This window comes from Stratiformator vulcanicus (assembly GCF_007744515.1).
GTDB lineage: Bacteria > Planctomycetota > Planctomycetia > Planctomycetales > Planctomycetaceae > Stratiformator > Stratiformator vulcanicus.
Genome location: NZ_CP036268.1, coordinates 441,896 through 454,984, shown reverse-complemented (window position 1 = coordinate 454,984; position 13,089 = coordinate 441,896). Strand labels below are relative to the sequence as shown.

The window sequence follows — 13,089 nt, the reverse complement described above, 5'->3', positions numbered from 1 at the left end:
GCATGTTATCCGCTTGCGGCGAGCGGCCCGATTTGGATGACCTGCCCCCAAGGATGGTATCAGCCTTTAATTTAGTCTCTTCCACTCCAACGGGCTGCGCGCCTCCGGCGCCGGAGGGCGGTAGCCCAGCGAGCTGTGCGGTCGATGCGTGTTATAGTCTCGCCGCCACCATTCGATGAGCACCTTGGCCTCCCTCAGCGTATCGAAGATTTCCCGGCCGGCTCACGCTGTTGACGGCGGTCGAAAGTGGCGTCGGCGGGGGAGTGTCGCGGCAGTCGAATTTGGCGGCGCACAGCCGTGCCTTTCCGGTGCGGCACGCCCATCGGACGCTGACCGTCGTCGCCACGGTCGATGAGGTCCGCCTGGCGTTTCAAGGACGCCTGGTGGCCCGGCACCGGCGATGCTGGGGCCGCACGCGGACGTTCTTCGAGCCGCTGCACTATCTCGCGCTGCTGGAGCGTAAGCCCGGCGGCTTCGACCACGCCCGGCTGCTGGAGGACTGGCGCCTGCCCGATTGCTTCGGACTGCTCCGGCGGCGTCTGGAGGCTGACGCTCCCGGTCACGGCACCCGGTCCTTCATCCGCGTACTCAGACTCCTGGAGCAGTTCACACTGCCCGAATTGACCGGGGCCGTCGAGTACGCGCTCGGCCTTGACGTGCTCGACGTCGACGGCATCCGCATGATCGCCCGGCACCGTCGCGATCGTCCGGTGCGGCTGTTTTCGCTGGAGGGGCGTCCGCACCTCGCCCACGTGCGGGTCGAAGAGACGAACGTGGCCGCCTATCAGGTCCTCTTGGAAGGAGAAGCGTCATGACCAAGACTGAGACGAAGAGCACGGTGCTTCTGAAGCATCACCTCAAGTCCCTGCGGCTCCCCACGATGCTGGCGGAGTGCGAGAAAGTCGCCCGACGGTGCGCCGCCGACAATGCCGATCATCTGGCGTTCCTGCTGCAATTGGTGGAACAGGAACTGATCGAGCGGGAGCGGAAGGCCGCCGAGCGACGTCAGAAGGCGGCCCGCTTCCCGACGGCCAAAGGGACCGACGAGTTCGACTTCTCGGCCCGCCCCAGCGTCAACAAGCCGTTGGTCCTCGAACTGCTGACCGGAGAGTACCTCGACCGCCGGGAGAATATTCTGTTGGTCGGCCCCAGCGGCACAGGGAAGACGCACTTGGCGATGGCGCTGGGGATGGCGGCCTGTGCCGAGGGACGCCGCGTGCGGTTCTTTCGCGTGACCGAACTGGTCACCACAATCCTGGAAGCCCGGGAGGAGCGGGTGCTCTTGCGGCTGCGGCAGCAGCTGGGGAAGCTGGACCTGCTCGTGCTTGACGAACTGGGCTACGTTCCGGCGAGCAAGGCGGGGGCCGAGTTGCTGTTCGACGTGATCGCCACGGCCTATGAACGCTACAGCCTGATCGTGACGACGAACCTTCCGTTCGAGAACTGGACCGAAGTGCTCGGCAGCGAGCGACTCACCGGTGCGGCCCTCGACCGGCTGACGCATCGTTGTCACATTTTAGAAACCACCAGGGAGAGCTACCGGCTTCAGGACGCCAAGCGGCGAAAACGGACTGCCGGCTGAAGACAGTCGACCCCGACCGAAACGTTCCGCGACACACCACAACCACGGAGAACCTTTACACACCAAGCGCCACCAAATTCGAGCGCCCGCCGACACCACTTTCGACCGCCGTCAACAAGTCGTCAGGGGAAACCGACGGACAATCCATTCGCGGATTCGTTCAACGGCAGGTTGCGGGCGGAATGTCTCAACGAGCACTGGTTCTTGTCGTTGCAGGATGCCCAGGAGAGGGTCGACCAGTGGCGTCACGACTACGACAACTATCGACCGCACAGCAGCCTGGAGCAGGTCCCCCCGGCTGAATTCGCCGCTCAGGCATTATCCTGTTTACTAAGTTATTAACACCCCAACTGGATCAAAGTTAGGGGCAAGGTCAAATCGTCGGGTTTCTAGCCCAACAGGTGGCTTCGGTTTGCGTGGGCAGGTAACACTTCTAAAATTTTCGTATTTATAACAGTAATCGGCTTTCACAATTGCTGGTAGATTGACCCTTCGCTACCGTCTGAGTCAATGAGAATATACGAGTGCGACTAAGTGCGGGTCAGAGGCCGGATCGAAATTGACGGAAAAGGCCGACCGATATAAAAGCCGCGAGTGAAATCAAATCGGGGCGTACGATACGCCTCTGGCGACGCGATCAAAGGCGGTCAGGGATGGACTTAAAATCGGCACGCGTGTTGGTCACCGGGGGCGGCGGATTCCTCGGATCATTTGTCTGCGAAGAGTTCCGTGCTCAGGGCTGCGAACAGTTGTTCGCGCCGCGGTCGGTCGACTTCGATCTCCGCAGCGAACACGACATCAGCCGGATGCTGGTGATGTACCGACCCGACGTGGTCGTGCATTTGGCCGCCGTCGTGGGGGGCATCGGGGCGAATCGCGACCAACCCGGACTGTTCTTCTATGAAAACGCCGTGATGGGCGTGCATCTGATTGAACACTGCCGCCTTGCGGGCGTCGAAAAGACGGTCGTGGCCGGGACGATTTGCGCCTATCCGAAGATGACACCGGTTCCCTTTAAAGAAGACGAACTCTGGTCGGGCATGCCGGAAGAAACCAACGCCCCCTACGGCCTCGCCAAGAAAATGCTGCTGGTGCAGTGCCAGGCGTATCGCGACCAGTACGGCTTTAACGGCATCTACCTGATGCCGGTGAATCTGTACGGCCCGCGGGATAATTTCGATCTCGAAACCTCACACGTCATCCCGGCGATGATCCGCAAATTCATCACCGCGCGGGACAGCGGCGCCAAAGAGGTCGTCTTCTGGGGCGACGGTTCGCCGACGCGTGAGTTCCTGCATGTTCGCGACGCCGCCCGCGGCATCCGGCTCGCCAGCGAACGCTATGACGAATCTGATCCCGTTAACCTGGGCAGCGGGATGGAGATTTCCATCCGCGACCTCGCCGAGACGCTGCAGCGTGTGACCGGCTTTCGGGGCGACATCGTCTGGGACGAAACCAAGCCCAACGGCCAACCCCGCCGCTGCCTCGACATAACCCGCGCCGAAGAACGCTTCGGCTTCAAAGCCGCGATCGACTTCGAAACCGGCCTGCGCGAGACGTGCGAGTGGTTCGAACATGCTGTTGTTTCCCATTCGGCAGCGTAGTCAAAGCAACGGAACTTGATCGTATAGATAGTATGTTTCGTTCTGAGCGTTGCTTAGCCCTGTCTCTAAGGCCCCGTTTAACAGTGTAACGTCCCCTTGGCAGATGCTCTTGCTACTTCAAAAGGTGAGGGGGGCCACACAGCGACGCTTCGAAGATTACCACGATGCAATCTCCGAAAAAAAGGGGGGGCAGAAATTAATCCGTGGAAACGGTATCGAGGAAAACCTCGCTTATCGCCCGGTCCCTCTACCGTACGAGAATTAGCGAGGCGTGGTCGGGATGCAAACCTCATGAGTCCTTTAGAGTTTTGATGAAACGAAAGAGCGTGCCTGCTATTTGACCCGTAGCGCTGAGGCGATAAGCCTTTAGAAAAATTCAGAGGTCACCGGCTCGTGATAGACAATTGAAAAATTGCCTCGAGCAGTCCAGGCAGTAGTCTAAACTCGACGAATATGAAGTCCGTGTAACAAATGACCACACCGGGCATATCACGCTGTCGATGCTCGCCAACTCGAATTTGGCGATCTTCCGCATTGCAGCGTTCGTAATTCAGAAAAGTAGGCTTTGAGAGAAAGATGATTCGCCGCGTGCTCGCGAACGTCGCAATTTCCCATAACTTAGTTGTCGCTAACCTTTTTACCGTCCATGGTTGGACATTTTCATAGAACGACTTGCTCGGCGTGAAAGCCATGTTGCCCATCACTTTGCCGTCGCAAAGTCGGCGTCTTGATTTTCGTCGGGTCAAAAATATTGAGGGTTTTCGCGGTCCTTGGATTTGCAAGCGTATGAGTACGCCCGCCCCACCCCTCTAAAATCTTCTTAAAAGAGAGCAATCCCTGTACCGTGACGGATGATCGCTTCGCTTCCTCAATATGTTCGACCAGTCGTTCGGCGTACTTATCTGCATAGAACATCCGACTCGCCCACGTTTTCGCTTTAAGTCCAAGGGTTTCGCCATAGCGAGTTTGCAAAAGAAGCTTTTGGAGCGACTGCTGAATCGATTCGACTTCGCAATGAGGGTTTATCTTAATCACAAATTCATCAGGAATTTCAGAGTAAAAACCGGTATCTGTCACGAGAATCGGCTTGCCGCAAAGCATGCCTTCGATTGCGCTTGCCGAAGCTGCCTCTAACGCAGGCCACCTTAAACAGGAAATTGCATTTGAACGTTCGATAAAGCCGTTCAAAACATCTTGTGAGGCTTCGCCTAGCATCCTGAAGTCGACGCCGGTATCTCCCGCTACCGCAGACAGCTCACTTATCATACTGGCTTCAGCATGACCAATATGCGTGTACTGTATTCTTGACTGCAACAACTCGCAGCCGCCGATCGCTCGAATGACACTCGAAATTCTCTTATTGCGGTTGGCATGCCCTACTGTCAGAAGCCGAAACGGCTCATCGCGCTTCGCTTGGCGACCAAGCTGTTTTGGCTGAATGCCCGCATCATAGGGGAGCGCGACCGTACGAACGGGACCGGGGCACGAGGACAACAGTCGCTGAATATCCCACGAACTATGCGTGATCACACCATCGGCGAGAGAGCCGATCCACTCGGTCAGGGGCGCAATCGTTCGCGTGCGTTCGATGAAATCAGACTGGCAAGCATGATTGAAATAGGAGTTGGCAACGTCTGCTCCGTAGAGATTTTGGAGCACTTGGCGGGCTTGCTCGCGGCGCGTCTGCGCCCACCCACAAAACAAGTACCCTACAAAATAATCGTGAAGACAAACCGCGCCGCCTAATTCCTCAATCCACTCGAGGCAGCCTCGGTGAAACCCGTAATTATCCCCGATATGATAAATCAATCCGTCGGTCTCGAGAGCACTCGCCCTCACGCGATCCCCGTCATGCCACGGAAGGATGTCGCAACCAAAATCGCGGCGAGGGTGTCCGGCAAATTGGAGGTCCTCACTAGAAACGATGGTGATCTCGTGACCGGCTGCCAACAACGATTTCGTTACCAGCGCAGCCATTCTGGCGATCGCCGAAGACTCCAGCGTAGGCGTAAATGTAATTAATTTCATTTGAGTAAAGCTTCAACGGTATGAGGCCAATTGATGCCAAAACCTTCCCACAGCTGCTTCGCTGCATCACCAAAGCTACGCGTGGTTTTTGGCTTTTTATAGACCGATGAGAGTGCGTGAGCCACTGCTTCGGCATCGGGTTCTGCAACCCATCCTGTCTGACCGGGTTTTACGAGCTCGAGAATTCCGCCACTGTCAGAGACCGTTATCAGCGCCTTCGCGGCAACAGCCGCCTCCATTGCGACGTATCCCAAGGAGTCCTCGTCAACCGGCAGATAGGCCACGGCCGCTGCATGTTTGACGTAGTCCGCGTAAACTTCGCGTGGCAGAAATCTCAAATCAAGTTTAACGCGATCGACTAATCCATGATCGGCCACGGTGGCCTTTAATCTCTCAGCATAAGCCGGATCTTCAGGCGGTCCGCCAATAATTAATCGGACGTGCGACTCGGTCCGCGTGAGTGCCTCTAATAACAGGTGCTGACGCTTCATGCTATTCACACGACCGCCAGCGAAGATGTAATCACCGTGTGTTGGCTCGGAGAACGCTTCGGGATCGTTGACCGGTGGAAGAAGAATCTCGGCATCGAAGCCATTGTAGTGTCGTAACCGGTCGCGTGTGACTGCGGAATTGGTATAAATTTCCCGAGCCTCTCGGAAAGTCTCATTATCTGCATTCTTAATTAAATCTCGAACATGATCGCCCTCTTGCCCAGTCGGAATGTTTGAGGCATTCAGGTCGTAGAGGTCATATGCCTGCCGATACTGGTGAAGAAGCCAGATCGTTTTCTCGGGATGCCGAATGAGGTACGCCGGAAACTTCAGTGCGATGATTCTGTCTGTATTAACGAGTTCGAGCGTCCGTGCAAGAAGCATCTGCGAAGGAATACCATCAAAGGGTTCCCATTGGAAAGGAACTCGAAGAATCTCGGCCTCATGACCAAACTCTATTAAATTTCGCTCAAGATGAATTGCAAGCTCTTCGGCGCCGCCGCGGATGAAAGGTGCCATATTATTTACGACAAGTACTTTCATGCGACAAGCCTTTCGACAACATGGTCCCATGAGATATTGAGCTGAGAGAGACGTTCCTTTGCGTTACGTCCCATCACAACTGTCTGCTGACGATCGTAATAAAGGCGGTCAAGTGCCTCAGCCAAGGCCTCTGGAGTTGATTCGGAAACGATCCCATTGTAGTTGTCTTCGACAAGTTCGGTCACGCCGCCAGCATCGGTCGTCGTGAGCAATGCCTTCTCGGCATGGCTTGCTTCCACACTGGGGTAGCCGTAGGAGTCCTCGTCAAGCGGCAGATAAGCAGCAGCCAGACAATTTGCAAGAACGTCTGCCTTTTCCTTCTCTGAAATCCACCTGCTGTCGTAAGTAACTTTCTCTTGAATCCCAGCATTCTTAATTCGATTTTTAAGCCATTCGGGATGTCCCTGATTTATACTTGCACCGAGGATATGTAGCCTGACTGGCGAGGTTGTGTACCGCATTGCGTCAATCAGCAAATGTTGTCTCTTGTGGTGTTCGACTCGGCAAATATAAGCGACGGAGTCATTGTGGTCATCGCAGCGGAAACGTTCGGGTTGAAATACAGGCGGATAGAGAACTTCGGAAGGGACATCGTTAAATCGTTCAAGGCGGTCGGAGACGACTTGCGAATTTGTGAAGACCGCTTTTGCTTCGCTGATGGCCTTTGTGTCGACTCGATGGAGTTCGTGACGAATTGCTTCGTGGTGAGCATCAACAGGAAAGCTGTACCCCCCACCCCAGAGATCATAAAATTCTCTAATGTGGTGAATAAACCAAAGAATTTTGTGATCGTGCGGGATCAGGTGCGATTGAGGCCGGAAGCAAACGATTCGATCTGCTGCGCTTAAATCAAGCCAACGAAATGCCATCATTTGCTGAAAAATCAGGTCCGGCCTGTCAATTTCCGGGATATAGACTCGATCAACCTCATGTCCATACGTAAGGAGTGTCTGTTCAAGCCACTCAACGATGTTTCGTCCTCCCCCTTTAATGAAAGGGACGACCGTCGAACAGAGCGCGATTTTCATGCGAGGCTTTCGTAGAAAGTCAATTCGGCTCAAATGCGGTGCAAATTGCATGCTCGTGATGACACAGTGGTTGTCGCGGTAACTAATTTCGCTCAACGTTCCGCGACAGTTGAACTAGTGCTGTCACCGTAGAATGCGCCCACTTTATGCGATCCGCCTCAACCATATGTCGAGTTCGTTGGGTAGACTAAGCCGCATCACGAAGGCGTCGTTCGGCAACCGGGGATGTAAGTCCGCGATTGTCACTGACCGTTGCTATCGCAAGGCGAAGTTTCGACGCAATATATTCCACATCAGAACGCGACACTTCCAAGTGCGTGGGCAAATTAATTCCACGTGCTGACCAAGTGTCGGCTACGGGGTAGGACGCCTGCTCATAATACGGTGGCATGACGTGCATCGGGTAGAACACCGGTCGAGTCTCGATGCCCGCGTTTCCCAGTTCCGACATAACCGCATCTCGAGTCTCGGCGTCTCCGTCCTTGAGGAAAATATTGTACATCCAGAATACTTGTTTGGCCCACGAACGAGTGCTTGGCAGGACGATTTCATCGCCCATATCGGAGAGGGCCTCGCTATACCATTGGGCCAATTGTTCTCGTTCTTCGAGATAACTTGTGATTCTTTCCATCTGCGCTAAGCCGATGGCCGCTTGGATATTCGTCATCCGATAGTTATATCCGACGACCGGGAACCAATATCGACGGTTCACGTCCATGCCTTGGCCGCGATGAAGAACCAGCCGGCTTGCAAGCTCGGAATCATTTGTGGTGATGATTCCTCCCTCGCCGGTCGTAACGATCTTGTTGCCAAAGAAGCTGAAGATTCCGCAGTTCGACAGGCCACCAACCCGCTGGCCGCTCACTTCTGCACCGTGGGCCTCAGCGGCATCTTCGACGACCCACAGCCCGTGTTTTTCAGCAATTTGGTTAAGCGCTTCCATCTCGGCTGGATGCCCATAAAGATGTACGGCGATAATGCCCTTCGTGCGGGACGTGATTTTAGCCTCGATCACAGAGGAATCGATATTCATATTATCCGGGCAAACATCGACAAGCACGGGAACGGCGCCGCAATATCGAATAGCGTTTGCCGTTGCAATATAGGTGACGGTAGGGATGATCACCTCATCGCCGGGTTGCAAGCCAAGACCCACGAGTGCGAGGTGAAGTGCCGTCGTTCCATTGTTCGTGGCGACGGCGTGCTTCACTCCGCAGAAGTCTGCGAACGATTCTTCGAACGCCGGAATGTATTTACCGTTCGACGAAATCCAATTCGTATCGAGGCAGTCCAATACGTATTGTCGCTCGTTCCCGGCAAGTTTCGGTTTGGCAACTGCAATGCGTTTCATCAAGCTGTTCCTGAATATCAGATTAGGAGGTGCGGAGCGGTGCTTGCGACCGCTTCCCGATTTACAAAGTAAGGAACCGCCGGGCAGTGTCGGCGTGTCCGCGAATACGAATTAAGCGGCGGCTTGATTGTGCGAACGGATCACCTTCGCGGGAACACCCACTGCAGTGATATGCGATGGAAGATCGTTGATGACGACGCTGCCCGCACCAACGACGCTCGATTCTCCGATTGCTTTCTCGGGTATGACCCTACAACCTATCCCGAGGAACGTCTTCGCGCCGATCATTACATTTCCTGCAAGTCCACACTGCGGGGCAATGTGAACGCCGCTTGAGATTCGACAGTCGTGATCGATTGTCGCACCGGTGTTAATGATTGCGAAATCTTCGACCTCGGTAGCGGCATTAATGACGGCGCCCGCCATCACGGCGATTCCCCTGCCCATGACCGCACTCGGAGAAACTTGGGCAACCGGACTGATCGCGTTCACAATTTCGTATCCGGCGTCAATCGCTCGAGCGGCTAGTTTTTCTCTCACCGAATTTGATCCGATGGCGACAAAAAGTTTTGCGAAGCCTTTTTGGCGTAGTTGTTGAATCTGCTCGTCGCCTTGTATGATTGGAACGCCGAGACATTCGCCAGTCTCATTCGGCCCGCCGATACAGTATGCGACCTCCTGACCGGCAGCACGAAAAAGCTCGATACACACTTTTGCGTGTCCACCGGCGCCGACCATCACAATGCTGTCATTCATGCCGCAGCCCTTTCCCATGCCGAAGATTCGGGCCGAGCAAAGAACAGATTAACGGAGGGCACTGATTCGAGTTCTTCGATCGAAGTGTCAAATAGGGTGCCGTCCTGCTCGTTAATCGCCTTGAAGATCAGTCCCGCGTCTGTGAAGGCGTCGAACCAGTCAGTTGATTTTTGGCCCAGACGACGCAGGTGCGACGGACCGTATTCGACAATCATCGCGACATCACGATTTTTTGTGATTACGCCTGACGCTCCGCGTAGAGCTGACAGTTCCGCCCCCTCGACATCGACCTTAATTAGGTCCACCCGCTCGGTGCTGCCGAGAACGTCATCGAGCCTTACAGTTTTGACATTTACAGTCTCATTGGAGGAAGCCTCGACCGGAAACAGGGAGTGATGCCCACACGTGTCGCCGAAGTGAAGCGAGTGCTCTCCGGCATTGTCAGAAACTGCTGCCTCGTGAAGTTCAACAACCCGAGAGATGCTGTTCAGGTGAATCGATTTTTTAAGTAGAGAGAAAGTCCGGGGGGATGGTTCGAAAGAGAATATTCGTCCAGACCCCTTGAGAACCGCGCCGGCAGCAAGTGTATGGATGCCGATATTCGCCCCGACATCAACGAAGGTATCGGCAGGACGCAGATACCTTTCAATGACGAGGCGAGTTCCACGCTCAAGTTCTCCAGCCTCTAAGAGATGTGTTATAAGCTGAAAATCTCCTGAGTCGCAGAACAAGTAACCGACTGCAGTCCGCACAAGCATCCCGTCGTCACCGCAATTTATAACGAGCCGCCGCGCCGTCCCCAGCGAGTATTCTTCGACCCGGCTGAGGCACTGAAGACTACTTTCCTGCTGACTTTGAATTTGATCGATTCGGCTCCCGAGTCTATCACCCAAGCCCCAGACACACCTGTTAACATCTTGCGTTCTTGCCCCGACGGTGCGTGACTCAGCACGCGAAGCCGAAATTTCCGCCGACACCCGGGCGAGTTCGCCCTGAATTCCTTTGAACGTCTCCCTCAACTCAGCATGATCGCGTTGCAGTTCGGCCCGCAATTCCCCTAAGAGGTGCTCGCGAAGTCGGGTGACGACCGGCAAAACAAAAGGACGGCTCAGACGTTTCGTCACTCTGTAGGGACGACGCAACAAGTTTTTTGTTCGACTTCGGATTGCTTGACTGAATCGTTTCAACCGAGGCGTTATTCCGGCAGGGGGGGGCATCGGCGACTCAAGCGTCGGCCCATCTGGTTGACCGGCATCTAGCGGCACGCCATGGCCCGAGTGGGGGCCTGGTGCAGGGCAGGCAGCCTTCAACGCGACATCAAACGCTAAGCCGCCCCTGTGGTTGTGGTCCATAATTCACCCCTACCATCAACGCCGGTTGTGACGTCTTGCGACAGCAGAGACGGCTGCTGCAACGACGAGAATGCGATTTCTGGTGCATGCCAAGACGGTCTGGCGAGTTGCTATCACTCGCTCAAAGATGCGTCAAGACAGGTGACTGTACAAATTCGTTATCGAGGGGATGTGTGACGCGGGATGCAGGTAGCGCGAAGTGGTCTTGAGGAGAGGCGGCGGACCCATCTTCGCCCCGAATTTCAAAGCATTTCGCCCCCGAAGATTACACTTGCCGACCGCTTGTTGCAGTTTTCGCAGCATATGCTCGGTCTGAAATCCGTCCGGGACATCGTAATCCTTGCTTTCGCACCATAGGCGCAATCGCTTGTTCCACTCTGTATGAATTCGTAATATTTGCGTTTGTTGTTCGATTGCAGAACCGAATCTTACTCAGCCGCCGGGAGTGTGGCACGTTCTCGGCTACACGTGTCCGCCGCCCCAGAATCGACACGAACCAGTCCTGAAATGTGTTTGCACTGAACGCTTTTGGCTTGCGAATTGCAGGGGTGTTTCTCTTTAGAAAGGAGGCACCGCCATGTCCACGCGATCCCGCACGGAGTCAGGCCGACTCCGTGAAGCGGGATTCAGGACGGAACCCCCACGACAACTCAATGATTCACAATGGCTTCTGGTCGAAGTGCTCTTTCCAGCCCCCCCCCGGGCCACTCGGAGGTCGCCATAGCGACTCTAGAGCCTGTTATTGACTTATGTGCCGTGAGGCGTTGAATTTGGGGCATGAGCACGACAAGGAAGTCGTATCCGAGCGATGTCACCGATTCGGAATGGGAGTTTTTGCTCCCGTATTTGACCTTGATGCGAGAAGACGCCCCGCAGCGGGAGCACTCGCTGCGTGAGTTGTTTAATGCCATCCGCTACGTGGCGAAAACGGGCTGCCAGTGGCGCTATTTGCCGCATGACTTCCCGCCATGGTCGGCCGCGTATCAGCAGGCCCGAAGATGGATGCAGGCCGGCGTGTTCGAGACGATCGCGCACGATCTGAGGATCATTGAACGCATTCTTAAAGAACGCGACGAGCAGCCCACGGCCGTCATCCTTGATGCCCGGACGTTGCAGTCGACACCCGAAAGCGGCGCTCGCGCGGGATTCGACGGCGCTAAGAAAAAGAAGGGGTCGAAGGCCCATATTGCCGTCGATACGCTGGGAAATTTGTTGGCGGTCACGATCTCCGCCGCGAACGAGCAGGAGCGTGGCTATGTCAAAGAACTTGCCGAAAAGGTTCAGCAGGTCACCGGCGGGACTGTTGAGCTGGCTTACGTCGATCAAGGATATACCGGGGCCAGTGCCGCTGAGCAGGCGGCTACGGAATCGATCGAATTGGAGGTCGTTAAACATCACGAAGCCCGTCAGGGTTTTATACTGCTTCCGCGTCGCTGGGTCGTTGAGAGGACGCTCGGCTGGCTCGGCCGCTTTCGCCGCCTCGCCCGCGACTATGAACGGCTTGCAACGACATTAACCGGCTGGCACTGGCTCGCCTTCCTCGGCCTGCTGACCAATCGACTGCTTAATTGAAGTGCATAACAGGCTCTAAACATGCAGATGACGCCGAAGACATGACTCACCCGTAACGGCAGAAGCGAGAAAGAGAAGACCGCATCGAGGCCGATGTTGAACATGCGCGTTAGCGAATAGCTTGACGAACCCGCAAAGCGAGGCGGCGCGTCGTAATCCACAGCCGCTTTTCGAAATCCGGCCCAGTGGACCAGCCCCCGATAGAACAGCCAGCGCTCGCTGAAACGATTCAGGGCATCAACAGCGACGCGATCCATCAGACGGAAGTCAGCCGTTCCGGGTTCAAACGATACCTCCGAAATGCGATTGATTGCCCTGCAAAAGAGGGACGAAAGTGCCTCCTTAAATCGAGTACGTCCTTCCTGCCGCAGCCGCCGCGTGTAAACGATTTGGTAGCCCTGCGACCATTTCCAAAGGAGCGTCGGAAGCAGTTCGGGGGGGGTGCTGCATGTCACTGTCCATGCAGATCACAACCTCGCCCGCGGCTGCCTGAAAGCCGGCCGCCAAAGACGCTTGGTGACCGAAACGCTTCGAGAGCGAAATGCAGCGCACGATCTCCGGGTGGCGACGGTGCAGCTCGCAGATCCGTTCAAATGATTCGTCCGGTGAATCATCTTCAACAAAAAGCACCTCAAACGGCAGACCAAGCGGTTCGAGTACCGTCATGACAGATTAAAAAAAAATGGGCAATCCCGTCTGACTCGCGGTACACCGGTGCAACAATCGTTATTAGGCTCGGCTGGCGCGCCCACAAGTCAGGTGAAGCTGGCGGAACGACGGGC

At 55.4% G+C, this 13,089-nt stretch carries 11 protein-coding genes and 2 pseudogenes; 5 read left to right on the top strand and 8 right to left on the bottom strand.

Annotation, left to right across the window (positions count from 1 at the left end; all coding sequences use genetic code 11):
* Positions 1-66 precede the first annotated feature (66 nt).
* Positions 67-213: pseudogene (locus Pan189_RS01700) on the bottom strand (integrase core domain-containing protein); the annotation flags it as partial.
* Between the two features lie 17 nt (positions 214-230).
* Between Pan189_RS01700 and Pan189_RS01695 the strand changes: the two are divergent.
* The 4 genes and pseudogenes from Pan189_RS01695 to Pan189_RS01680 all read left to right on the top strand — a co-directional run bounded on the left by Pan189_RS01695 (position 231) and on the right by Pan189_RS01680 (position 3,186).
* Complete coding sequence (locus tag Pan189_RS01695; protein WP_145362239.1) at positions 231-815, top strand: Mu transposase domain-containing protein; 585 nt, start codon at positions 231-233, stop codon at positions 813-815.
* Positions 812-1,582: an IS21-like element helper ATPase IstB gene (gene istB / locus Pan189_RS01690; protein WP_145362238.1), complete on the top strand. Its 771-nt coding sequence runs from the start codon at positions 812-814 to the stop codon at positions 1,580-1,582. Before Pan189_RS01695 ends, istB begins: the two co-directional genes overlap by 4 nt.
* Before the next feature lie 117 nt (positions 1,583-1,699).
* A pseudogene (locus tag Pan189_RS01685) lies at positions 1,700-1,924 on the top strand (integrase core domain-containing protein); the annotation flags it as partial.
* Positions 1,925-2,235: 311 nt separating this feature from the next.
* Positions 2,236-3,186: a GDP-L-fucose synthase family protein gene (locus Pan189_RS01680; RefSeq protein ID WP_145362237.1), complete on the top strand. Its 951-nt coding sequence runs from the start codon at positions 2,236-2,238 to the stop codon at positions 3,184-3,186.
* 660 nt (positions 3,187-3,846) lie between these two features.
* On the opposite strand, the gene Pan189_RS01675 is transcribed toward Pan189_RS01680, so the two are convergent.
* From Pan189_RS01675 to Pan189_RS01650, 6 genes are all read right to left on the bottom strand, one after another.
* A complete protein-coding gene (locus Pan189_RS01675) occupies positions 3,847-5,214 on the bottom strand; it encodes a glycosyltransferase (protein ID WP_145362236.1) in 1,368 nt (455 codons plus the stop codon).
* On the bottom strand, positions 5,211-6,248 hold the full coding sequence (locus Pan189_RS01670; RefSeq protein WP_145362235.1) for a glycosyltransferase: 1,038 nt from the start codon (positions 6,246-6,248) through the stop codon (positions 5,211-5,213). Before Pan189_RS01670 ends, Pan189_RS01675 begins: the two co-directional genes overlap by 4 nt.
* Positions 6,245-7,276 (bottom strand): glycosyltransferase family 4 protein, encoded by a 1,032-nt coding sequence (locus tag Pan189_RS01665; protein ID WP_145362234.1) that lies wholly within the window; start codon positions 7,274-7,276, stop codon positions 6,245-6,247. The genes Pan189_RS01670 and Pan189_RS01665 overlap by 4 nt, the downstream gene beginning before the upstream one ends.
* Positions 7,277-7,463: 187 nt before the next feature.
* Positions 7,464-8,627 carry a DegT/DnrJ/EryC1/StrS family aminotransferase gene (locus Pan189_RS01660; protein WP_145362233.1) on the bottom strand — a complete coding sequence of 388 codons (1,164 nt, stop codon included), beginning with the start codon at positions 8,625-8,627 and terminating at the stop codon, positions 7,464-7,466.
* Positions 8,628-8,738: 111 nt separating this feature from the next.
* Positions 8,739-9,383 (bottom strand): acetyltransferase, encoded by a 645-nt coding sequence (locus Pan189_RS01655; RefSeq protein WP_145362232.1) that lies wholly within the window; start codon positions 9,381-9,383, stop codon positions 8,739-8,741.
* A complete protein-coding gene (locus Pan189_RS01650; protein WP_310820945.1) occupies positions 9,380-10,528 on the bottom strand; it encodes an FkbM family methyltransferase in 1,149 nt (382 codons plus the stop codon). The genes Pan189_RS01655 and Pan189_RS01650 overlap by 4 nt, the downstream gene beginning before the upstream one ends.
* A 984-nt stretch (positions 10,529-11,512) precedes the next feature.
* On the opposite strand from Pan189_RS01650, the gene Pan189_RS01645 reads away from it, so the two are divergent.
* Positions 11,513-12,307 (top strand): IS5 family transposase, encoded by a 795-nt coding sequence (locus Pan189_RS01645; protein ID WP_145362230.1) that lies wholly within the window; start codon positions 11,513-11,515, stop codon positions 12,305-12,307.
* 342 nt (positions 12,308-12,649) lie between these two features.
* Here Pan189_RS01645 and Pan189_RS01640 read toward each other — a convergent pair whose 3' ends face one another.
* On the bottom strand, positions 12,650-12,973 hold the full coding sequence (locus Pan189_RS01640) for a glycosyltransferase (RefSeq protein ID WP_145362229.1): 324 nt from the start codon (positions 12,971-12,973) through the stop codon (positions 12,650-12,652).
* Positions 12,974-13,089: the final 116 nt, after the last annotated feature.

What these genes read in the sequence shown, in the direction of transcription:
- Pan189_RS01680 (WP_145362237.1), top strand. Translation starts at nt 2,236, where the DNA reads ATGGACTTAAAATCGGCACGCGTGTTGGTCACCGGGGGCGGCGGATTC.
- Pan189_RS01675 (WP_145362236.1), bottom strand. Translation starts at nt 5,214, where the DNA reads ATGAAATTAATTACATTTACGCCTACGCTGGAGTCTTCGGCGATCGCC.
- istB (WP_145362238.1), top strand. Translation starts at nt 812, where the DNA reads ATGACCAAGACTGAGACGAAGAGCACGGTGCTTCTGAAGCATCACCTC.
- Pan189_RS01645 (WP_145362230.1), top strand. Translation starts at nt 11,513, where the DNA reads ATGAGCACGACAAGGAAGTCGTATCCGAGCGATGTCACCGATTCGGAA.
- Pan189_RS01665 (WP_145362234.1), bottom strand. Translation starts at nt 7,276, where the DNA reads ATGAAAATCGCGCTCTGTTCGACGGTCGTCCCTTTCATTAAAGGGGGA.
- Pan189_RS01655 (WP_145362232.1), bottom strand. Translation starts at nt 9,383, where the DNA reads ATGAATGACAGCATTGTGATGGTCGGCGCCGGTGGACACGCAAAAGTG.
- Pan189_RS01660 (WP_145362233.1), bottom strand. Translation starts at nt 8,627, where the DNA reads ATGAAACGCATTGCAGTTGCCAAACCGAAACTTGCCGGGAACGAGCGA.
- Pan189_RS01640 (WP_145362229.1), bottom strand. Translation starts at nt 12,973, where the DNA reads ATGACGGTACTCGAACCGCTTGGTCTGCCGTTTGAGGTGCTTTTTGTT.
- Pan189_RS01670 (WP_145362235.1), bottom strand. Translation starts at nt 6,248, where the DNA reads ATGAAAGTACTTGTCGTAAATAATATGGCACCTTTCATCCGCGGCGGC.